Source organism: Phenylobacterium sp., from assembly GCF_041920015.1.
Lineage (GTDB): Bacteria > Pseudomonadota > Alphaproteobacteria > Caulobacterales > Caulobacteraceae > Phenylobacterium.
In genome coordinates, this window is record NZ_JAYRST010000016.1 from 1 (window position 1) to 19,403 (window position 19,403).

Consider the following 19,403-nt stretch of genomic DNA (forward strand, 5'->3'; position numbering starts at 1 on the left):
TGTGTTTGTATTGGCCCCCGGGGGGGGTGTGTGTTCCGCGACGGTTCTGGGGGGGCATTTCTGACTCGGCGGGCCCCCTCCGTCTCGGCGCGATGCGCCGATCCACCTCCCAGCGGGGGAGGAATTTATCGATGATCAAAGCCCTGGGAGCTTGATGCGGGTCTGCTTTTCGCGGGCGATGACGACCTGGCCGCCGCCGGTCAGGCCCTTGACCTTGGCTTCTTCGGCCGCGGGGTCGATGGGGGCGGCGACGTTGTCGGCGGCCGCTGCGGTGACGGCCTGGCTGGGGGCCTCCTTGCCGTCCTTCCAGAACATCACGCGGTCGGCGAAGGATTTTTCCTTGTGGGCGAGGTCGCCGGTCTCGTCGTCGACGACGTAGCGGATCAGCGGATCGGCCTTGTCGGCGCCGGCCTTGGCGACCAGCAGCTTCTCGCCGTCCGAACGGGCCTGGGCCTCGCGCTGGCCGAGCAGGGCGGTGCGCGCGGCGCTTTCCGGCTGCAGCTCCTGCGGGCGCGGCTCGCCTGGGGCGGGCGGGCGCAGGGCGTAGTCGGGCGGCACCACCAGCGGAGCCTTGGAAACCACGCGGAATTCGTCGGGCGTGACCTTGGTCATGCCCAGCGCGCTGCGGGTCGAACTGCAGCCTGCCAGGCTCAGGCCGGCGACCGCCACCAGGGCCGAGGCGGCAAGCACACGGTTCAGACTCATCAGGTTAAGCTCCAATAGCCGCCCCCCGGCGGTGAAGGGATCGTTTGAATAGCGCATCGGGCGATACCCGCCAACGCGATTAAGCATCCGAATCCTTACGTGCGGAATCGAGCAACAAGAAGACCACGCCGATGGTGATGGCGCTGTCGGCGATGTTGAACACCCAGGGAAAGAAGCCCAGTCGCTGGAAGTCGAGGAAGTCGACCACCGCGCCGAACCGCAGGCGGTCGATGGCGTTGCCGATCGCCCCGCCGATGACCAGGCCGAGACCGAGGCCGAGGAACGGACGGACAGCCTTGCGCGCCCAGACCGCCAGGATGACGGCGACCACCACCGAAAATAGCGTCAGCGCCCAGCGCATCAGGTCCTGGTCGGCGCGGAACAGCCCGAAGCTGACCCCGCGGTTCCAGACCATGGTCAGCGAGAACGGTCCGGCGATCGGTGTCGAGATGCGGCTGGGGAGGTCGTAGACGTAGAGTATCCAGTACTTGGAAAGCTGGTCGACCAGGATGACCAGGGCGGCCAGGCCGTAGGCTGTCCAGCCGAGTTTGGAGATGGATTTCAACACTTCACTCTTTTCCGCTCATCCCGGCGAAGGCCGGGACCCAGGTGAAGCCCACCAGGCGCACCAGATGAATCTGGGCCCCGGCCTTCGCCGGGGTGAGCGGATTTTTGGTCGATCCCACGTCCAGCTTCAAGCTCGCGCCGCACCCCCGGCGGCGACCGCCTCGGCGTCGCGCAGCGAGAGGTCGGGATAGCGCGGATCGGTTCCGACCTCCGGCAGGATGCGCCAAGAGCGGGCGCACTTGCGGCCTTCAGCGCGCAACGGTTCGACCGCCACGCCGGGGATTTCGGCCAGGCGGAAGGCGCCGTCCGGACCCTCGCCGGCGACCAGGGTCGCCTGGCTGGTGCGGAACACCTCGGCGGCGTCCAGGCCCTCGAAGGCGGCGAGGAGGCCGGCGTCGGAGATGTGGACGCGAGGCGCAGCTTCCAGGGCCGCGCCCATGCGCTTTTCGCGGCGCTCGATCTCCAGCGCGCCGGTGACCACCGAGGTCACCGTCTGGACCTTGGCCCAGCGTTCGGCTTCGGCGGGGCTCGCCCATTCGGCCGGCGTTTCGGGAATGATGCGCAGGGCGTTGGAATGGGCGTCCGGATAGCGGGTGGTCCACGCCTCTTCCATGGTGAAGGGCATGAGCGGGCCGAGCCAGGCGGTCAGGCGCTCGAACACCGCGTCCATCACCGTGCGCGCGGCGCGGCGGCGGATCGCCGTCGGCTGGTCGCAATAGAGGCTGTCGCGGCGGATGTCGAAGAACAGCGACGACAGCTCGTTCTGGCAGAACTCGATCAGCGGGCGGATTACATCCTGGAAGCCATAGCCTTCGTAGGCGGCGCGGACCTGGGCGTCGAGCTCCCACAGCCGGTGCAGGATGAAGCGCTCCAGCGGCGGCATCTGGTCGAGTTCGACCGCCTCGTCGGGCGAATAGTCGGCCAGGGCGCCCAGCATGTAGCGGACGGTGTTGCGCAGCTTGCGATAGGCGTCGGAGGTGGTGGCCAGGACGGTCTTGCCGATGCGGCTGTCGTCGGAATAGTCGATCATCGCCGCCCAAAGGCGGATGATCTCCGCGCCGCTCTCGCGGATCACCACCTGCGGGTCGACGACGTTGCCCTTGGACTTCGACATCTTCTCGCCGTTCTCGTCCATGGTGAAGCCATGGGTGAGGATGGCGTCGTAGGGCGCGCGGCCGCGGGTGCCAGAGCTTTCCAGCAGCGAGGACTGGAACCAGCCGCGGTGCTGGTCGGAGCCTTCCAGATAGAGGTCGGCCGGCCAGCGGGTATGGGCGCGGTTCTCGAGCGTGAAGGCGTGGGTCGAGCCGCTGTCGAACCAGACGTCGAGGATGTCCTCGACCTTCTCATAGCGGTCCGGGTCGTGCTGGCCGAGGAAGTCGGTCGCCGGGCGGGTGAACCAGGCGTCGGCGCCTTCTTCGCGGATGGCGGCGACGATGCGGGCGTCGACCTCGGGATCGTGCAGCGGCTGGCCGGTGTCCTTATCGACGAACATGGCCAGCGGCGCGCCCCAGGCGCGCTGGCGGCTGATGAGCCAGTCGGGGCGGCTCTCGACCATCGAGCGGATGCGGTTCTTGCCGGCGGCCGGATAGAAGGCGGTGGCCTCGATGGACTCTAGCGCCGTCTCGCGCAGGGTGCGGCCGTGCAGTTGCGGCGTGTCGATCGGCTCGTCCATGCGGATGAACCACTGCGGGGTGTTGCGGAAGATCACCGGCGCCTTGGAGCGCCAGGAGTGCGGATAGGAATGCTCCATCCGGCCGCGGGCCAGCAGGCGTCCGGCCTCGATCAGTTTCTCCATGACCGCGCCGTTGGCCGGGCCGAACTTGCCGGCCTTCTTGCCTTCGTTCTCCAGCACCTTGAGGCCGGCGAACAGGGCGACGTGCGGATAATAGGCGCCGTCGGGATCGACCGTATCGGGGATCTCGCGATGGCCGTGGGCGAGCCAGACCAGGTAGTCGTCGGCGCCGTGGCCCGGCGCGGTGTGGACGAAGCCCGTACCGGCGTCGTCGGTGACGTGATCGCCCTCCAGCAACGGCACCTGGAAGCTGTAGTGCGTATCGAGCGCGGCCAAGGGATGCTCGCAGACCATGCCCTGGCAATCGACGGCTTCGAGCCGGCGGGCCTTGGCGATCTTGGCCGCCTTGAAGACGTCGTCGGCCAGCTTGTCGGCGAGGATCAGGCGATCGCCCGGCTTGGCCCAGGGCTCGAACTCCAGCCCCTCTTCCATCGCCTCGACCTGGTAGACGGCGTAGTCGATGGCGTCCGAATAGCTGATCGCGCGGTTGGCGGGGATGGTCCAGGGGGTGGTGGTCCAGATCACCACGCTGGCGCCGCGGGCGGCCTGGCTGCCCTCGACCACCGGGAACTTGACCCAGATCGTGGGGCTGACGTGGTCGTGATACTCGACCTCGGCGTCGGCCAGGGCGGTGCGCTCGACCGGGCTCCACATCACCGGCTTGGAACCGCGATAGAGCTGGCCGGAGGCCACGAACTTGTGGAACTCGGCGACGATGGCCGCCTCGCTCGAATAGTCCATGGTGGCGTAGCGGCCCGCCCAGTCGCCGATCACGCCCAGGCGCTTGAAGCCCTCGCGCTGCACGTCGATCCAGTGTGCGGCGTATTCGCGGCAGCGGGTGCGGAACTCGGCCTTGCTGACCTCGTCCTTGCGGCGGCCCTGGCTGCGCAGCTCCTCCTCGATCTTCCATTCGATCGGCAGGCCGTGGCAGTCCCAGCCGGGCACGTAGTCGACGTCGTAGCCGAGCAGGAAGCGCGAGCGGACCACGAAGTCCTTCAGGGTCTTCTGCAGCGAGTGGCCGATGTGGATGGCGCCGTTGGCGTAGGGCGGGCCGTCATGCAGCACGAACAGCGGCGCGCCGGCGCGCTGCCGCTCGGCGCGGACGGTGTTGTAGAGGTCGATGGCGTCCCATTTGGCCAGGATTTCCGGCTCCTTCTGCGGCAGGCCTGCGCGCATGGGGAACGGGGTTTCCGGGAGGAAGACGGTTTCGCGATAGTCGCGCGAAGGCTTTTCGGCGTCGTCGGCCATGGGACTTTCCAGCTTGGCTCGGAACTTGGGGACTAGGACGGGGAAACCCGGCGCGCGCTGGAGCGGTCGTCCGGCGGCGTCACGCCGGGCGGGTAATTCGAACGGGCTTCCGAACCGCAGTCATGCCCCGGGCTGTAGCAGAGGGCGCGGGCGGGCGCGAGCCCCTTTGCCCTCGGCGCGCCTGCGTAGCGCGCGGATTTGACATCGCCGCCGGGCCCGGTCAGGATCGATGCAGGATGTGTATTTACGCCAACATGCCGCGCCGAGCGCACCATGCGGGACGCCTAGTCACAGGAGACTAGCCCCGGGCTCATAGCGGCTGCACGCCGCGAGTTCGGGGATGCTTCATCCAAACACCACGACCGCCCCTTTCCACTCGCCACGTCGGGTCGCCTGGGGATCGTGATCTTACCAGGACATCGTCCGGCGCCCGCCTGAACCGGCGGCGCTTTGCCGTGCGCGCCGGAAAACTTCGAGGATACTTTCATGACCGCCAAGTCGAAGACCCGCCCGAGGGTGCGGGTGACCGAGGCCGATTTCGAAACCCTGGCCGCCATCGGGCGGGCCAGCCGGAACCCCATGCCGGGGCTGGACCTGCTGCTGGACGAGCTGGAGCGATCGTCGGTGGTGTCGGGTCCAGATCGCAGGAAGCCGTTTGTCCGGCTGGGGTCGAAGGTCACCTATCGCGACCTGTTGCTGAACAAGGACCGCACGGTGCGCGTCGGCCTGCCGGGCGAGGCGGACGTGGACGAGAACCGGATTTCGGTGCTGGCGCCGGTCGGCGCGGCGCTGATCGGGCTGTCGGTCGGCGACGCCTTCGCCTGGGTGGGCGCGGACGAGCGCGAGCGGCGGATCGAGGTGCTGTCGATCGAGGATTAGAGCTCGGGCAGCAGCAGGGCGCGGGCCTGGGCGGCGTCGCGGCGAATCTGTTCGACCATCGGCTCCAGGCCGGAGAATTTCTCCTCGGGGCGCAGGAAGGCGATCAGGTCGGTCTCGATGACCTGATCGTAGAGGTCTTCGTCGAAGTCGAACAGCCAGACTTCCAGCCGCGGGGCGATCTCGCCGGGGACCGTCGGATTGACGCCGATATTGGCCACGCCGGCGATCTCGCGCCCGTCTGGCAGGCGGGTGCGGGTGGCGTAGACGCCGAAACGCGGCGTCACATAGTCGGTCAGGGCGACATTGGCGGTGGGGAAGCCCAGGGTGCGGCCGAGCTGGCGCCCGCGCTCCACGACGCCTTCGATGGCGAAGGGACGGCCGAGGATGGCGGTCGCATCCTGTGGGCGGCCTTCGCGCAGGGCCTGGCGAACGCCGGTCGAGGAGAACTTCTCCTCGCCCTCTCCCAGCGCGTCGGCGACCGAGACGGTGAAGTGTAAGTCCTTGCCGTAGGCTCTCAGCAGTTCGGGGCTGCCTGTGCGCCCCTTGCCGAATGAGACGTCGAAGCCGACCGCCACGTGCTTTACGCCGAGCCCCTGTGCGAGGACCTGGCTCGCAAACTCGTGGTCCGTAAGGTTGGCCATCTCACTATCGAACGGCAGCACATAGAAGATATCCACGCCGAGCGCCGCCAATGTACGCGCCTGCTGGTCGGTCTTCATGATCCGGAAGCTCGGCGCGTCCGGCTGGAAAATCTGCCGAGGATGTGGATCGAAGCTAATGACCCCCAGTGGCGCTTTCAGAGCCTGGGCGGCTTTGGCCGCCTCGGCGATGACCTTTTGGTGACCGCGATGGACTCCGTCGAAATTGCCGTAGGCGACGGAGGCGTGTTTGTCGGCCTCTTCGAGGCCCTTCCAGCCGTGAACGATCCGCATCGGCTCAGGCGTCCTTCGGCCGGCGCGGCGCCATGACGACGGCCTCGCCGTCGACCACGGTCTTGCCGTCGACCTGGCAGACGGTCGCCAGGGTGACGTGGGCGCGGCGTTCGTCCAGCGCCTGGACGGTGACGCGGGTGACGACCGGATCGCCGATCTTCACCGGCCGGCGGAAGCGCAGCGACTGGCTGAGATAGATGGCGCCGGGTCCCGGCAGCCGGGTTCCCAGCATCGCCGAGATATAGGCGCCCGACAGCATGCCATGGGCGATGCGGCCCTGGAACGGCGTGGTCAGGGCATAGGCCTCGTCGAGATGCACCGGGTTGGTGTCGCCGGAGACGGCGGCGAAGGCCTCGATGTCGGCTGCGCCGACGATCTTGGTGGTCTCGGCGAACTGGCCGACGCTCAAATCCTCGAAGTAGTAGCCCTGCACGCGACGCTCCCCCCGTTTCTAATTAGACGCTTTTGCTCACCACGCCAGATCGGCCATGGCGTAGGCGGCGTGCGCGCCTTCCCGCGCCAGCAGCGCCTCGACCGCGGCCGGGTCGAGGCCGTTCTGGCCGATGGTCTCGGCGCCGTGGATGCCGCTGGCGACGAACAGCAGGTCGAGGTCCTGGCGGTTGGCGCCGCGGGCGTCGGTGGCCACGCCGTCGCCGATGCAGAGCACCCGCGCGCGGTCCAGAGGCCGCCCGAGGATGAGCTGGGCCTCGGCCAGGCAGAGGTCGTAGATCGGGGCGTGCGGCTTGCCCGCCATGATCACCTCCCCACCCATCTCCTCGTAGCGTTGGGCGAGCGCGCCGCCGCAATAGATCAGGCGGTCACCCTTCTGGACCACGATGTCGGGATTGGCGCAGATCATCGGCAGGCGGCGTTCCAGCGCGACCTTGAAGCGGGCTTCGTAGTCGTCGGGCCCTTCGACATCGTCGTCATAGGGGCCGGTGCAGGAGATGAAGGCCGCGCCGTCCGGGCCGGAAAAGGCCAGGTCCAGGCCTTCGTAGAGGGCGGCGTCTTTGTCGGGGCCGATCGCCCAGGCCGGGCCTGGCGCGCGGGCGCTGAGCAGGATGCGGGTGGCGTCGCCCGACGAGACGAAGGCCGACCAGGCTTCGCGCGGCACGCCGAGCTGATCGAGTTGGGAATGGACGGCGCTGGAGGGGCGCGGGGCGTTGGAGATCAGGATCACCGGCCCGCGCTCGGCCCGCCAGCGCGCCAGGGCCTCGCAGGCCGCACGGAAGCTTTCGCGGCCGTTGTGGATCACGCCCCAGACGTCGGAGAGCAGCACGTCGTATTGGTCGGCGACGGCCGAGAGGCCGTTGATCGGGGCAGGCGCGGTCATGGGCTCGGGCGGTAAAGGTCCGGCGGCCCGCGGTCAATGCGGCGCGTCAGATCCGGGTGGCGGCCGCGCGGCGGCTGGCCAGCACGCCGACGCCGCCGCGCGCATGGCGGGGTGGTTGCGGCGGCGTATCGGCGGAGGGCGCGTCGGCCTCGGCCAGCACCGCGTCGCGGATGGCGCGCGGTTCGCCGAACAGGTGGCCCTGGCCATAGGCAATGTCGAGTTCGAGGATGTCGACGATCTGGCGTTCGCTCTCGACCTTCTCGGCGATCACCTCGACGCCGTAGCGGCGGGTGAGGGCGGCGAAGTCCTCGGCCGCGAGATCGGGCATGGACCGCAGGACGAGGCCCTCGTCGGTCTCCATCAGTTCGTCCAGCAGCACCGGGGCGCTGACCTTTAAGAACTTCACATCCGAACGGGCGAGGTCCTGGAAGTCGAGGTCGAGGTCGACGACCTTGTCGAGCGAGAAGCGGAAGCCGAGGTCGGCCAGCTTGCCCATGTTGCGGGCCTCGACCGAGCCGCGGGCGTCGAAGGCCGCCTGGCCGAGTTCGAAGATCAAGGCGCCCGCCAGGTCGCGGTTGGCGGCCAGCAGTTCGAGGAACTGCGGGAAAAAGGTCTCGTCCGCCAGGCTGGCGGTGGAGATGTTGCAGAAGATGCCGACCTTGCGGTCCTGCTTGGCCAGGCGGCGGACGATCTGCACGCAGCGGAACAGCAGCAGGTTGTCGATGGAGGTGACGAGGCCCTCCGGCTCGGCCACCGTCAGGTACTCGGCGGGCATCATCACCCGGCCGGTGGCGTCGCGCAGACGCGAATAGCTTTCGTAGAAGACGGTGCGGCGCTGGGGCAGGGCGACGACCGGCTGCAGGTAGAGATCGACGCGGTTCTCGGCCAGGGCTTCGCGCACGGTGTCGAGCAGGGCGGCGGACTGGCGGCCGCGATGGGCGGCCTCGTGGCGGGCGGGAGCCGCGGCGGCGACGGACACCCGCTCCTCCAGGCGCTGGCCCAGCTTCTGGACGAGGCCCTCGAGCATGTGCATCTCGTCTTCGAGCGCTTCGGAGCGGCCTACGTCATCGCTGACGGCTGCGGCGACGTCGCTCATGCGCGCGTCGACCTGTTCCATCTGAGAGAGCATCACGCGCTGGGCCTCGCGGACTGCGTCGAGTTCCCTGCGCAGGGCGCGGACCTTCAGGGACTGCTGCACCAGGCCATGGACGGCGAAGCACAGGCCCAGGCCGCCGACCAGGGCGGCGACGCCGGCCGCCCAGCCGCCTCCGTTCCGCCACAGCAGCAGGGCGACGATAAGCGCCAGACAGAGATAGGCGGCGGAGAGCGCCACCGAAGTGAACTGTCGCATAAGCCTGCAGAATCCGAATCGCTCCGGGATTATCGGATGCGTCGGGCGGGCAAGTCGAATGGATTAACGAACGCTTCACCACTTGGAAGCGTTCGAGCCTGCCTCAGCGGGTCGGGACGGGCTTCTCGCCGCGATAGTCGTAGAAGCCGCGGCCGGCCTTGCGGCCGAGCCAGCCGGCCTCGACGTACTTCACCAGCAGCGGGCAGGGGCGATACTTGGAGTCGGCCAGGCCCTCGTAGAGCACGTTCATGATCGACAGGACGGTGTCGAGGCCGATGAAGTCGCCCAGTTCCAGCGGGCCCATCGGATGGTTGGCGCCCAGCTTCAGGGCGGTGTCGATGGCTTCGACGGTCCCCACCCCTTCGTACAGCGTATAGATCGCCTCGTTGATCATCGGCACCAGGATGCGGTTGACGATGAAGGCGGGGAAATCCTCGGCGTTGGCGGTGGTCTTGCCCAGCGAGCGGGCGAAGTTGACGGCGGTCTCGTAGGTGGCCGCGTCGGTGGCGATGCCGCGGATGATCTCCACGAGGTTCATCAGCGGCACCGGGTTCATGAAGTGCAGGCCGATGAAGCGTTCGGGACGGTCCGAGGCGGCGCCCAGGCGGGTGATCGAGATCGACGAGGTGTTGGAAGCCAGGATGGTGTCCGGCGACAGGTGCGGCGTCAGGGCCTTGAAGATGGTCTTCTTGACCTCTTCGTTCTCGGTCGCCGCCTCGATGGCGAGGTCGGCGGCGCCGACCGTCTGGAGTTCGGGCGCGGGCTTGATACGGGCCATGGCCGCGTCCATCGCGGCCTGCTCGATGATGCCGCGCACGACCTGGCGGCTGAGGTTCTTTTCGATCAGCCCGCGGCCGGTGGCGATCCGGTCCTCGCTGACGTCGTGCAGCAGCACGTCGTAGCCGCCAAGGGCGCATACATGGGCGATGCCCGAGCCCATCTGGCCCGCGCCGATCACGCCGACGGTCTTGATCTGAACCATGCCGAAAACAGCCTCGATTGACCCGGGCGCGGCCGCCCGCTTGTGACGGGTTTCTAACATGCGGAACGGCGCCGTCGCCAAGCTTTTGCTGCGACGCAGCGTAGTTCCGTCGTGGATTCTTTGCGTTGCGGGGAGATCAGGGTCGAATGGTCGCGGAGCAGGCCAATAACAGGTCGCTCTGCAGGTGTGCCGCCGGAAAGCTCTCCTCTCCATTGCGCCGGGTGGAGGATATGAAAAAGAGGCGGCCCGCGAGAGCCGCCCCTTGATCGTTTCGGGTCTGGGCCGCCGGTTACTTGCCGGCGGCGGCCAGGGCGTCCATCAGTTCGGGCACGGCGTTCTTATAGTCCGCGACCAGGCCGAAATCGGCGACCTGGAAGATCGGCGCGTCGGCGTCCTTGTTGATGGCGACGATGACCTTGGAGTCCTTCATGCCGGCCAGGTGCTGGATCGCGCCGGAGATGCCGACGGCGATGTACAGTTCCGGGGCGACGACCTTGCCGGTCTGGCCGACCTGGTAGTCGTTCGGCGCATAGCCGGCGTCCACCGCGGCGCGCGACGCGCCGACCGCCGCGCCGAGCTTGTCGGCGAGCGGCTCGATGACCTTCTGGAACTCTTCGGCCGAACCCATGGCGCGGCCGCCGGAGACGACGATCTTGGCGCCGGCCAGTTCCGGACGGGCCGACTTCACCAGTTGCTGGTCGACGAACTTGACCTTGGCCGAGACGGCGCCGGCGGCGACGTTCTCGATCGCGGCCGAGCCGCCTTCGCCGGCCGCCTTGAAAGCGGTGGCGCGGACGGTGATGACCTTCTTGGCGTCGGACGACTGGACGGTCTCCAGCGCGTTGCCGGCGTAGATCGGGCGCACGAAGGTGTCGGGGCTGACCACTTCGACGATTTCCGAGATCTGCGCGACGTCCAGCTTGGCGGCGATGCGCGGGCTGACGTTCTTGCCTTGCGAGGTGGCCGGGGTCAGGACCGCGTCATAGTTCGCCATCAGGGGGACGACGGTGGCCTCGACCGCTTCGGCCAGGCCCTGGCCCAGCTCGTCGCTCTCGGCCAGCAGCACCTTGCGGACGCCGGCGATCTTGGCGGCGGCCTCGGCGGCTGGCTTGGCGTCCTTGCCGGCGACCAGCACGTCGACGTCGCCCGAGAGGGCGAGGGCGGCGGTGACGGTCTTGTTGGTCGAGTCCTTCAGCGACGCGTTGTCGTGATCGGCGATGACGAGAACAGCCATTAGAGGACCCCCGCGGTCTTGAGGTTGGCGACCAGGTCGCCAGCGGTTTCAACCTTGATGCCGGCCGAACGCTTGGCCGGCTCGGCGACCTTCAGGACCTTCAGGTGCGGCTTTAGGTCGACGCCCAGCGAGGCGGCTTCCTTGACGTCCAGCGGCTTCTTCTTGGCCTTCATGATGTTCGGCAGCGATGCGTAGCGCGGCTCGTTCAGGCGCAGGTCGGCGGTGATGATCGCCGGCAGGCCGACCTCGATGGTCTGCAGACCGCCGTCGACTTCGCGGGTCACCTTGGCGACGTCGCCCGAGAGCTCGACCGCCGAGGCGAAGGTCGCCTGCGGCCAGTCCAGCAGGGCCGCGAGCATCTGGCCGGTGGCGTTGTTGTCGCCGTCGATGGCCTGCTTGCCCATGATGACCACGTTCGGGTTCTCTTCGGCGATCGCCGCCTTGAGCACCTTGGCCACTTCCAGCGGCTCCAGATCCTGATCGGTCTGGATCAGGACGGCGCGGTCGGCGCCCATGGCCAGGGCCTGGCGCAGGGTTTCCTGAGCCTGGGCCGGGCCGATCGAGACCACGACGACCTCGCTGGCGACACCCTTTTCCTTCAGGCGGACGGCCTCTTCGACCGCGATCTCGCAGAAGGGATTGATGGACATCTTCACATTGGCGAGGTCGACGCCCGACTGGTCGGACTTGACCCTGGCCTTTACGTTTGAATCGATCACCCGTTTGACCGGGACCAACACCTTCATGGGTTGCTAGCGCCTCAAATTTGCATTGCGAAAAATTCGGTCCGATGCGGCATAACGCTTCCACAGCGCTTTGCAAGTCAGGGCTGGTTCACAGTTCGCCGCATTTTTGGCTGTGCAAGCTGCTGGCGGGCGGCGTTCGCGGCGATTAGAAGCACCCCATGAACCGTACGATCGACCGGCTGAAGCTGATCTTCCTGGGCCTGTTCGCCATCCTGAGCGCGGGCGCGCTGGCCTATCACGTCTTCTGGGTCTGGCCCGGGCAGAAGTGCGAGGCGGCCGGCGACTGGTGGGATTGGCGCAGCCGCACCTGCGCGCGGCCGGTCCTGATCTCGGACATCACGGGACGCCCGATCACCGACAAGGCCAGCCGCGAGGCGGCCAAGGCCGATGCGGCCGAGCGGGAGGGCAAGGCGCCGGACAAGGCCCCGGCGACGCCTCCGGCCAAGCCCTAACGGGTCGCGCCGGACACCCAGAACACTTCGCTGGCGCCGCGGTCGTTGGCGTAGCGGGCGGCGACGAACAGGTAGTCCGACAATCGGTTCAGATATCGGATGGCGCTCGGGCTGACCTCCGCGCCGCTTTGCGCCAGGCGGACCGCGGCCCGTTCGGCGCGGCGGACCACGGTGCGCGCCAGGTGGAGGTTCGCGGCCGCTGGCGTTCCGCCCGGCAGGATGAACGAGGCGAGTGGCGGCAGATGCTCGTTGAGGGCGTCCAGTTCCCGCTCCAGCCGGTCGACCTGGCTCTGGACCATCCGCAGCACGTTGGTCTCGCCCTCGCGCGGCGGGGTGGCCAGATCGGCGCCCAGGTCGAACAGCTCGTTCTGGATGCGGCCGAGGGCGGCGTCGAGCTCCGCATCGCCCTGGGTGTGCAGGCGGGCCAGGCCGAGGCAGGCGTTGGCCTCGTCGACCGCGCCATAGGCCTCGACCCGCAGGTCGGCCTTGGAAACCTGTTCGCCGCTCGCCAGGCGCGTGGCGCCCTGGTCGCCGGTGCGGGTGTAGATCTTGTTCAGGACGACCATGTCAGCCGCCGAACTTGGTGCGCCACCAGACCGCGAGAACCAGGATGGCGACGGCGATCGCCTGCAGCACCACGCGCAGGCGCATGAGCTTGTTCGAATAGGAACGCCCGAAGTCGCCGCCGCGGAACAGGGCGTAGAGGCCGATGAAGAGCGTGATCGTGACCGCCGCCAGGCTGATGGGGATCAGGTAGGTGAAGATGTTCATGGGACGATCCTAGCCGTATCGGCGGCCGTGGCCTATCGGTCGGCGGGGGTGGGAGGCCGAAAGCCGCCGGCGATCAGACCGATGTGGCGATCCATCACCGCGCTCATGGCCTCGGCGTCGGCGTCCTCCCAGGCGGCGAGGCGGTAGGTCCAGGCGTAGGAGGCCATCAAGGCGTCGACGACGACGTCGAGGTCGGCGGCGGGATCGACGTCGCCGCGGGCGATCCCGTCGATCAGGCAGTCGCGCACCACCGCCCGCAGACGCGGGTTGCGGCCGTAGGGGCGGCTGGTCGGGCCCAGGGTCCAGTTGTAGGCGGCGGCGATGTGGGCCAGGAACAGCCGTGTGCGCCGGGTCTCGAAGGCGTAGTGGATGGCGAAGATCGAGCGCAGACGGTCCGGGGTCGATCCGCGCAGATGCGGCGCCAGCCGGTCGAGTTCGGCGTAGAGCGCGTCCAGCCGGTCGGCCATCACCTGGCTGAGGATGTCGCCCTTCGAGGCGAAGGTGGTGAAGACGCTGCCGACCGAGACGCCGGCCATCCTGGCGATGTCCCGCACGGTGGCCGCCTCGAAGCCCTTGGCCTCGAACAACTCGCGCGCGGCGTCCAGGACGCGTTGACGGGTCGCCTCCTTCTGGGACTTCCGCAGGCTCAAATGGCTCCCCCCGGCCGCCGCGCGGCGCTCGCCGCTGCGGCTAGGTTGAATCCGTCGGGAGCGGACGCGAATGCGGCGTGTATGCGACAGTTCGCCGCAGGGCCTGCGGGAGCCGTGATTTCAGAGTGGAGGGGCGCCGGACGGGACATGATGCGAGCCCCGTCCGGCGGCTTGTCAGCCGCGCCGAGCGCCGGCGAGGATCACGCGAATCTGGTCCTTCGACTTGGCCTGGAGCGCATCGAGGCTCCAGCCGCCGAAGATGGCTTCCTGGAAGTTGGCCAGATAGCAGTCGAACAACATCTGGCTGCGCAGCTTCACCTCGGCTTCCTGGGAAAGCTCGCCGCGTTCGACGCCCTGGACCAGGGCGTCGTTGAACAGTTCCTGGATCAACTGGACCGGCGCCAGCTCGCGCAGTTCCTGGCCTTGCTCGGGCAGCCAGGAGACGCCGAAGGCGGCGCGGGCCAGGGGCAGGCGGCTCTTGTAGAAGGCGTAGCCGGCCACGAAGACCTTGAGCAGGACGTCGTCGACGCCACGGCCGCGGTTGGCGCCGTCGCGCATCGTCTCGACCAGGGTGTCCATGTCGGCGGCCATGATCTCGCGGAACAGGTCCGACTTGTCGGTGAAATTGGCGAACACGGCGCCCGTCGACATGCCGGCTTCGGCGGCGATGTCGCGGATGGTCGCGCCTTCGTAGCCCGCCTCGGAGAACAGATGGCGCGCGGCGGCCAGCACCTTGGCGCGGGTCTGCTGCTTGGCCAGCGCGCGACGGGTCGGGACGCGGACCTCGGCTTCGCCGGCGACTTCGATATTACCGGAAACGTGTTTCATCGGGCGATCCTCACCGTAGCCAGCGCCACCCGCGGTTCGAATTCTACGCAATACTCTTCCACTACCTTCTCGAGCAGCTCGCACCCGCGCCGCACAGCGCGCAGCCCGGCCTGGGCGGCGGCGCGCAGCACGGCGGAGAGCCGGCTCAGGGTTACTACGGCTTGGACGCCGCCCGGGGGGAGACGGGCGGCGGTGTCGCAGGTCGTCATGACCACAGATTTCCTCTTAACCCCTCGCGTCGGCGCGTCCAAGCGATGGGTTTTATTGAGCGTGTTCAGCGAACTCGTTCCGCGATGCGAGCGTGGTTTGGATTTAGCGTGGGCGCGGAGGTTTTACGGTGTGGCGCAGCGTCGCAGATCACCGTTTTGCAGAGATATTGGCGTGTAATCTGTCGATTCTCCGATCAAACTGTGACCGCGACTCGTTGAGCATGATCGCGCAACGCCGTGTGTCGAGCTGAGCGCTCTCGATGTCCGGCGTCTCTGACAAGACGTCGGCGCGCGCCTTTCCCTCAACGGAAGGGCGAGGTTTGCGAGGTTCAGTTGCTGGCGTCCAGCAGGCGCCTGGCGATCACCTGAGCCTGGATTTCCCCGGCGCCCTCGAAGATGTTGAGGATGCGGGCGTCGGCCAGGATGCGGCTGACGGCCTGCTCGCTGGCGAAACCATTGCCGCCGTGGATCTGCACGGCGTTGTCGGCGGCGGCCCAGGCGACGCGGGCGGCGACCAGCTTGGCCATGCCGGCCTCCAGGTCGCAGCGGCGGCCCTCGTCCTTGGCGCGAGCGGCGAACCAGGCCAGGCGGCGCGCGCCCAGCAACTCGGCGGCCATCATGGCGATCTTGTTGGCCACGCGCGGGAAGCGGGCGATGGGTTGACCGAACTGCTTGCGGGTCAGGGCGTAGTCGACGGCGAGGTCGAGGGCGCTCTGGCCGACGCCGATGGCGCGAGCGGCGGTCTGGATGCGGGCGCTCTCGAAGGTGACCATGAGCTGGACGAAGCCCTGTCCCTCCTGCCCGCCCAGCAGGTTCGCGTGCGGGACGCAAAAGCCGTCGAAGCCGATCTCGTATTCCTTCATGCCGCGATAGCCGATCACCTCGATCTCGCCGCCGCTCATGCCGGGGGCGGGGAAGGGATCGGCGTCCGTCCCGCGCGGCTTCTCGGCCAGGAACATCGATAGGCCGCGGTGGTCCTTGGAGGCGGGATCGGTGCGGACCAGCAGGGTCATCAGGTCGGCGCGGGCGGCGTGGGTGATCCAGGTCTTGGCGCCTGTGACCCTCCAGACCTGGCCGTCGCGCTCGGCGCGGGTGCGCAGCGAGCCGAGGTCGGAGCCGGAGTCCGGTTCGGTGAAGACCGCGGTGGGGATGATCGCGCCGCTCGCGATGGCCGGGAGGAAGCGCTGCTTCTGCTCCTCCGTCCCGTGGGCGAGGATCAACTCGGCGGCGATCTCCGAGCGGGTGCCGAGCGAGCCGGTCCCGATCCAGCCGCGCGACAGGGCTTCGGAGACCACGCACATGGCGACCTTGCCCAGCCCCGAGCCGCCGTAGTCTTCGGGCGCGGTCAGGCCGAAGACGCCGAGGCCGGCCAGCTCCTCGATCAGCGGCAGGGGGATGAGCGCGTTGCGCAGGTGCCAGCCCTGGGCGAAGGGGGCGATCTTCTCGCGGGCGAAGGCGTCGAACTGGCCGCGGATCTGCTCCAGGGTCTCGTCCAGGCCGCTCGCCTCCAGCGAGGGCGCGCCTTGGGCGGCCTCCAGCAACTCGACGATACGCAGGCGGACCGCCTGGCCGGCGCCGGGCGCCAGGCGGGCGATGAGCGGGTGCAGGCCCGAGGCGTCGAGGTCGAGATCGGCCGGGCGGAACGCCTCGCCCTGGTTCATCGGCAGGCCGCCGGCCAGTTGCGAGAGGTATTCGTAGGCGAGGAGCTGGGCGGGCAGGGCCTCGGCCTCGCTAAGCCGGCCCTCGGCCTCCAGGTCTCGCGCCCACTCGGCGGTCTGGCGCAGGGTCTCGGCGTAGGCGGCGGCCCAGGCCAGGCCGTGGGCGACATGCTGCTCGGCGTCCAGGGCGCGGCGGTCGAGTTTTCCGTCGGGGGCGATCCGCATTGCAACTGCGGCCTTGGCGCGGGCCACATGGTCTTCGGCGCAAAGGGCGGCGTCGGCCAGCAGGCCGGGGAGGTTCGGGAGCATCATGGCGGCGCGACTATAGGGCAAGCTTGCCGCCCGTCACCGCTGACGCTACGCCACCTGCAAGCGGAGGAAGCACGCCATGATCGTCGTCCATCACCTCAACGACTCGCGCTCGCAGCGCATCCTGTGGCTGCTGGAGGAGTTGGAACTTCCCTACGAGATCAAGGCCTATGCGCGCGATGCGGCCACGCGCCTGGCGCCGCCGGAGCTGACCGCCGTGCATCCGCTCGGCAAATCGCCGGTGGTGACCGAGGACCGGACCAGCGTTCACGAGTCCGGAGCGATCATCGACTACATCCTGCGCCGCCACGGAGCCGGGCGGCTGGCGCCGCCGGTCGGCACGTCCGACTACGAGCAGCACCAGCAGTGGCTGCATTACGCCGAGGGTTCGGCCATGCTGCCGCTCATGCTGCAGATGTATGTCGCCCGGCTGGGCGAGGCCGGCGCGCCGCTGCAGCCGCGGATCGAGAGCGAGATCGCCAACCACCTCGGCTATATCGACCGCGCCCTCGAGGGCCGCGATTACCTGATGGGGCCGGAGCTGACCGCAGCCGATATCCAGATGAGCTTCGTCGGCGAGGTGGCCGGCGCCTTCGGGCGGTTCGAGACCTATCCGAACGTCGCCGCCTGGGTGGAGCGCTTCCAAGCCCGCCCGGCCTATCGGCAGGCGCTGGACAAGGGCGGACCGTACAACCTGGGCCCGAGGCGGTAGCAATCGGTGTCATCCCGGTTTGCGCAGCAAGACCAGGATGACACTTGAGAAGGCGCTGGACGTTGGGCGCTCACCGCGCCCAGGGATCGTCGAGCACGCCGTCGATGAAGTCGAAGACGGCGGCCTTGGTCAGGGCGTGGGGGATGGCCGAGAAGTGGTCGCAGCCCGCGACGACGACGCCCTTGCCCAACGGGAAGGCCTGGGCCAGCGCCTCGGGATCGCCGTTGCTTTCGCGGGCGCCGGCGACGACCAGCACCGGCATGGGCAAGGTTCCGAAGGCGGCGACGTCCAGCGGCGGGCTGGAGGCGCGGCTGAAGGCGGCGAGGGCGGCGCGGTCCTCGCCCTGTTCGTCGGCGAACTGGCGGAAGCTGCGCAGGAAGGGCTCGGAGATCATGGCCGGGTCTTCGGCCTCCATCGCCTCGGCGACGGCGTCCGATCGCGGGCGGCCGGCCTCGTTCAGCAGCTTGTCGCCCACCCCGCCGAGGATCAGGTTCGAGAACCGCTCGGGCCAGGTCAGCGCCGCCTGGGCCGCGACCCGCGCGCCCATGGAATAGCCGAACAGGTCGACGCGTTTGACGCCCAGGTGGTCCATCAGCTCGACCACGTCCCGGGCTTGCTTGTCGCGGCCATAGGCGGCCGGATCGTGCGGGGTGGCGCTCTGGCCGTGGCCGCGCTGGTCGAGGGCGATCACCCGGAAGCGGCGGCGCTCCAGGGCCGTGTACCAGCCGGTGCGCTTCCAGCCTTCGTTACGGTTCGAGACGAAGCCGTGGACGAGCAGGATGGCTCGCTCGTAGTCCGCCGGCGCGATGTCGTCATAGGCGAGGGTCAGGCCGTCGCTGGTGGTGAATTCCATGATGCAAATGGCTTGGTTCTGAATGGCGCGTCGAAATGGACGGTCAGCAGAACCTCCGGCGGGCGCGATGGCAAGCGGACGTTTAGCTGCGCCAGCGCAGGGTGGCCGCCTCGACCGGGTTCTGGAACGCCCGGCCCGCCTTGCGGCTGGCGGTCCATTCGCGCTTGAGCTGCTGGTACCACTTGGCCTGGCGGTCGGCGTCGTCGATCCACAGCAGGCTGGGATCGTAGCGCAGGCCTTCGTTCTGCAGGTTCACCATGTCGCCGTCCTGGCGCAGGAAGGCGCGGGCGCCGGCGGCGATGAACGGCTTGAGCACCAGGAAGGCCGGATGATCGGACCAGACGATCTGGGTGATGCGGGTCTTGGTCTCGTGGATCGGGGTCAGGCAGGTCAGCGACAGCACCTGGCGCTTGCCGACCGTGACGTGCTCCCAGCGCAGGCCGGGAATGCGGAAGGTGATCTCGGTCAGGGGCTCGCCGCCCAGCACCGCGTAGGCGCGGCTGTTCTTGCTGGGCTCGTGCCGGACCATGGAGAAGCCCATCTCGCGCGGCTCGAACTTCTTGGATTTCTCGTGCTGGCTTTTGGCCGAACGCCACCACCATTGCTGGTGAACATAGGGGCCGTGGGCCGGATCCATCAGGCCGACGACGGCGTGGTCGATATGCGAATCGAAATCCATGCGGTCGACCAGCTTGGGCCCGCCGCCGACAACGCCGGGAAAGGTCGGCGGGGCGATGTCCGGCTCGTCGTCGAAGCGGGGGTCGGCCGAAATCCAGACGAAGACCAGGCCCTGGCTCTCCGTCGCCGGATAGCGGCGCACGCGGATGCGCGAGACGTCCATCGCCTGGTCCTCGACCAGCGAGGGGATCGCCGTGCAGGCGCCGTCGGTGCGGAAACGCCAGCCGTGATAGGGGCATTCGATGCTGGGCGTTCCGTCCGCCTCCGCCGTCAGCTTGCCGGCCGATAGCGGCGCGGCGCGGTGAGGGCAGATGTCCTTGACCGCATAGACCTTCCCCGCCCGATCGCGGCCCAGCAGGATCGGCTCGCCGAGGATTTCGTAGCGCTGGAGCTTGCCGGCCTTCAGGTCCGAGCCGAGGGCGGCGAAGTACCAGATGTCGTGCAGGAAACCGTGGCCGAACTTCGTGTCGGCGGTGGGGCGGGTCTTGGCGTCGCCGTCGGGCATGGAAGTCTT

General features: G+C 68.5%; 20 protein-coding genes. 3 read left to right on the forward strand and 17 right to left on the reverse strand.

Annotation, left to right across the window (positions count from 1 at the left end):
* Positions 1-135: 135 nt before the first annotated feature.
* From ACE3TL_RS05310 to ileS, 3 genes are all read right to left on the reverse strand, one after another.
* Positions 136-705, reverse strand: coding sequence for a DUF3035 domain-containing protein (locus tag ACE3TL_RS05310; RefSeq protein ID WP_374577685.1), 570 nt, complete (start codon positions 703-705; stop codon positions 136-138).
* A gap of 79 nt (positions 706-784) precedes the next feature.
* Positions 785-1,270: a signal peptidase II gene (lspA, locus tag ACE3TL_RS05315; RefSeq protein ID WP_374577736.1), complete on the reverse strand. Its 486-nt coding sequence runs from the start codon at positions 1,268-1,270 to the stop codon at positions 785-787.
* Between the two features lie 129 nt (positions 1,271-1,399).
* Positions 1,400-4,312 (reverse strand): isoleucine--tRNA ligase, encoded by a 2,913-nt coding sequence (ileS, locus tag ACE3TL_RS05320; RefSeq protein ID WP_374577686.1) that lies wholly within the window; start codon positions 4,310-4,312, stop codon positions 1,400-1,402.
* Positions 4,313-4,798: 486 nt separating this feature from the next.
* Here ileS and ACE3TL_RS05325 point away from each other — a divergent pair, with 486 nt between their 5' ends.
* Positions 4,799-5,191 (forward strand): GreA/GreB family elongation factor, encoded by a 393-nt coding sequence (locus tag ACE3TL_RS05325; protein ID WP_374577687.1) that lies wholly within the window; start codon positions 4,799-4,801, stop codon positions 5,189-5,191.
* Here the strand turns inward: ACE3TL_RS05325 and ACE3TL_RS05330 are convergent.
* The 7 genes from ACE3TL_RS05330 to ACE3TL_RS05360 all read right to left on the reverse strand — a co-directional run bounded on the left by ACE3TL_RS05330 (position 5,188) and on the right by ACE3TL_RS05360 (position 11,769).
* On the reverse strand, positions 5,188-6,123 hold the full coding sequence (locus ACE3TL_RS05330; RefSeq protein WP_374577688.1) for a bifunctional riboflavin kinase/FAD synthetase: 936 nt from the start codon (positions 6,121-6,123) through the stop codon (positions 5,188-5,190). The two genes, ACE3TL_RS05325 and ACE3TL_RS05330, sit on opposite strands and share 4 nt — an antisense overlap.
* Positions 6,124-6,127: 4 nt before the next feature.
* On the reverse strand, positions 6,128-6,556 hold the full coding sequence (locus tag ACE3TL_RS05335; RefSeq protein WP_374577689.1) for a MaoC family dehydratase: 429 nt from the start codon (positions 6,554-6,556) through the stop codon (positions 6,128-6,130).
* 36 nt (positions 6,557-6,592) lie between these two features.
* Entirely contained in the window at positions 6,593-7,456 is an 864-nt protein-coding gene (locus ACE3TL_RS05340) for a TIGR01459 family HAD-type hydrolase (protein ID WP_374577690.1), read from the reverse strand.
* A gap of 46 nt (positions 7,457-7,502) precedes the next feature.
* The gene (locus tag ACE3TL_RS05345) at positions 7,503-8,807 is read right to left on the reverse strand and encodes an EAL domain-containing protein (protein ID WP_374577691.1); all 1,305 of its coding nucleotides are present in this window, start codon (positions 8,805-8,807) and stop codon (positions 7,503-7,505) included.
* Between the two features lie 103 nt (positions 8,808-8,910).
* Entirely contained in the window at positions 8,911-9,789 is an 879-nt protein-coding gene (locus ACE3TL_RS05350; protein ID WP_374533633.1) for a 3-hydroxybutyryl-CoA dehydrogenase, read from the reverse strand.
* Positions 9,790-10,078: 289 nt separating this feature from the next.
* The gene (locus tag ACE3TL_RS05355; protein ID WP_374577692.1) at positions 10,079-11,023 is read right to left on the reverse strand and encodes an electron transfer flavoprotein subunit alpha/FixB family protein; all 945 of its coding nucleotides are present in this window, start codon (positions 11,021-11,023) and stop codon (positions 10,079-10,081) included.
* Entirely contained in the window at positions 11,023-11,769 is a 747-nt protein-coding gene (locus ACE3TL_RS05360; RefSeq protein ID WP_374577693.1) for an electron transfer flavoprotein subunit beta/FixA family protein, read from the reverse strand. The genes ACE3TL_RS05355 and ACE3TL_RS05360 overlap by 1 nt, the downstream gene beginning before the upstream one ends.
* A gap of 158 nt (positions 11,770-11,927) precedes the next feature.
* On the opposite strand from ACE3TL_RS05360, the gene ACE3TL_RS05365 reads away from it, so the two are divergent.
* Positions 11,928-12,221 (forward strand): hypothetical protein, encoded by a 294-nt coding sequence (locus ACE3TL_RS05365; RefSeq protein WP_374577694.1) that lies wholly within the window; start codon positions 11,928-11,930, stop codon positions 12,219-12,221.
* Here the strand turns inward: ACE3TL_RS05365 and ACE3TL_RS05370 are convergent.
* The 5 genes from ACE3TL_RS05370 to ACE3TL_RS05390 all read right to left on the reverse strand — a co-directional run bounded on the left by ACE3TL_RS05370 (position 12,218) and on the right by ACE3TL_RS05390 (position 16,649).
* Entirely contained in the window at positions 12,218-12,787 is a 570-nt protein-coding gene (locus tag ACE3TL_RS05370) for a cob(I)yrinic acid a,c-diamide adenosyltransferase (protein ID WP_374577695.1), read from the reverse strand. The two genes, ACE3TL_RS05365 and ACE3TL_RS05370, sit on opposite strands and share 4 nt — an antisense overlap.
* Position 12,788: 1 nt before the next feature.
* Positions 12,789-12,992, reverse strand: coding sequence for a twin transmembrane helix small protein (locus ACE3TL_RS05375; RefSeq protein WP_374577696.1), 204 nt, complete (start codon positions 12,990-12,992; stop codon positions 12,789-12,791).
* Between the two features lie 32 nt (positions 12,993-13,024).
* The gene (locus ACE3TL_RS05380; RefSeq protein ID WP_374577697.1) at positions 13,025-13,642 is read right to left on the reverse strand and encodes a TetR/AcrR family transcriptional regulator; all 618 of its coding nucleotides are present in this window, start codon (positions 13,640-13,642) and stop codon (positions 13,025-13,027) included.
* Between the two features lie 174 nt (positions 13,643-13,816).
* Entirely contained in the window at positions 13,817-14,470 is a 654-nt protein-coding gene (locus ACE3TL_RS05385) for a TetR/AcrR family transcriptional regulator (protein WP_374577698.1), read from the reverse strand.
* A 538-nt stretch (positions 14,471-15,008) separates the two neighbouring features.
* The gene (locus ACE3TL_RS05390) at positions 15,009-16,649 is read right to left on the reverse strand and encodes an acyl-CoA dehydrogenase family protein (protein ID WP_374577737.1); all 1,641 of its coding nucleotides are present in this window, start codon (positions 16,647-16,649) and stop codon (positions 15,009-15,011) included.
* 76 nt (positions 16,650-16,725) lie between these two features.
* Between ACE3TL_RS05390 and ACE3TL_RS05395 the strand changes: the two genes are divergently transcribed.
* Positions 16,726-17,358, forward strand: coding sequence for a glutathione S-transferase family protein (locus tag ACE3TL_RS05395; protein WP_374577699.1), 633 nt, complete (start codon positions 16,726-16,728; stop codon positions 17,356-17,358).
* Between the two features lie 70 nt (positions 17,359-17,428).
* Here the strand turns inward: ACE3TL_RS05395 and ACE3TL_RS05400 are convergent, their stop codons facing one another.
* The gene (locus ACE3TL_RS05400) at positions 17,429-18,211 is read right to left on the reverse strand and encodes an alpha/beta fold hydrolase (protein WP_374577700.1); all 783 of its coding nucleotides are present in this window, start codon (positions 18,209-18,211) and stop codon (positions 17,429-17,431) included.
* Positions 18,212-18,293: 82 nt separating this feature from the next.
* Entirely contained in the window at positions 18,294-19,394 is a 1,101-nt protein-coding gene (locus tag ACE3TL_RS05405; protein ID WP_374577701.1) for a Rieske 2Fe-2S domain-containing protein, read from the reverse strand.
* Positions 19,395-19,403: the final 9 nt, after the last annotated feature.

Excerpts from the sequence above, each read along its gene's own strand:
- ACE3TL_RS05355 (WP_374577692.1), bottom strand. The coding sequence starts at position 11,023 with ATGGCTGTTCTCGTCATCGCCGATCACGACAACGCGTCGCTGAAGGAC.
- ACE3TL_RS05360 (WP_374577693.1), bottom strand. The coding sequence starts at position 11,769 with ATGAAGGTGTTGGTCCCGGTCAAACGGGTGATCGATTCAAACGTAAAG.
- ACE3TL_RS05310 (WP_374577685.1), bottom strand. The coding sequence starts at position 705 with ATGAGTCTGAACCGTGTGCTTGCCGCCTCGGCCCTGGTGGCGGTCGCC.
- ileS (WP_374577686.1), bottom strand. The coding sequence starts at position 4,312 with ATGGCCGACGACGCCGAAAAGCCTTCGCGCGACTATCGCGAAACCGTC.
- ACE3TL_RS05375 (WP_374577696.1), bottom strand. The coding sequence starts at position 12,992 with ATGAACATCTTCACCTACCTGATCCCCATCAGCCTGGCGGCGGTCACG.
- ACE3TL_RS05370 (WP_374577695.1), bottom strand. The coding sequence starts at position 12,787 with ATGGTCGTCCTGAACAAGATCTACACCCGCACCGGCGACCAGGGCGCC.
- ACE3TL_RS05365 (WP_374577694.1), top strand. The coding sequence starts at position 11,928 with ATGAACCGTACGATCGACCGGCTGAAGCTGATCTTCCTGGGCCTGTTC.
- ACE3TL_RS05400 (WP_374577700.1), bottom strand. The coding sequence starts at position 18,211 with ATGGAATTCACCACCAGCGACGGCCTGACCCTCGCCTATGACGACATC.
- ACE3TL_RS05395 (WP_374577699.1), top strand. The coding sequence starts at position 16,726 with ATGATCGTCGTCCATCACCTCAACGACTCGCGCTCGCAGCGCATCCTG.
- ACE3TL_RS05330 (WP_374577688.1), bottom strand. The coding sequence starts at position 6,123 with ATGCGGATCGTTCACGGCTGGAAGGGCCTCGAAGAGGCCGACAAACAC.
- ACE3TL_RS05350 (WP_374533633.1), bottom strand. The coding sequence starts at position 9,789 with ATGGTTCAGATCAAGACCGTCGGCGTGATCGGCGCGGGCCAGATGGGC.
- ACE3TL_RS05345 (WP_374577691.1), bottom strand. The coding sequence starts at position 8,807 with ATGCGACAGTTCACTTCGGTGGCGCTCTCCGCCGCCTATCTCTGTCTG.
- ACE3TL_RS05390 (WP_374577737.1), bottom strand. The coding sequence starts at position 16,649 with ATGATGCTCCCGAACCTCCCCGGCCTGCTGGCCGACGCCGCCCTTTGC.
- ACE3TL_RS05405 (WP_374577701.1), bottom strand. The coding sequence starts at position 19,394 with ATGCCCGACGGCGACGCCAAGACCCGCCCCACCGCCGACACGAAGTTC.
- ACE3TL_RS05385 (WP_374577698.1), bottom strand. The coding sequence starts at position 14,470 with ATGAAACACGTTTCCGGTAATATCGAAGTCGCCGGCGAAGCCGAGGTC.
- ACE3TL_RS05340 (WP_374577690.1), bottom strand. The coding sequence starts at position 7,456 with ATGACCGCGCCTGCCCCGATCAACGGCCTCTCGGCCGTCGCCGACCAA.
- ACE3TL_RS05325 (WP_374577687.1), top strand. The coding sequence starts at position 4,799 with ATGACCGCCAAGTCGAAGACCCGCCCGAGGGTGCGGGTGACCGAGGCC.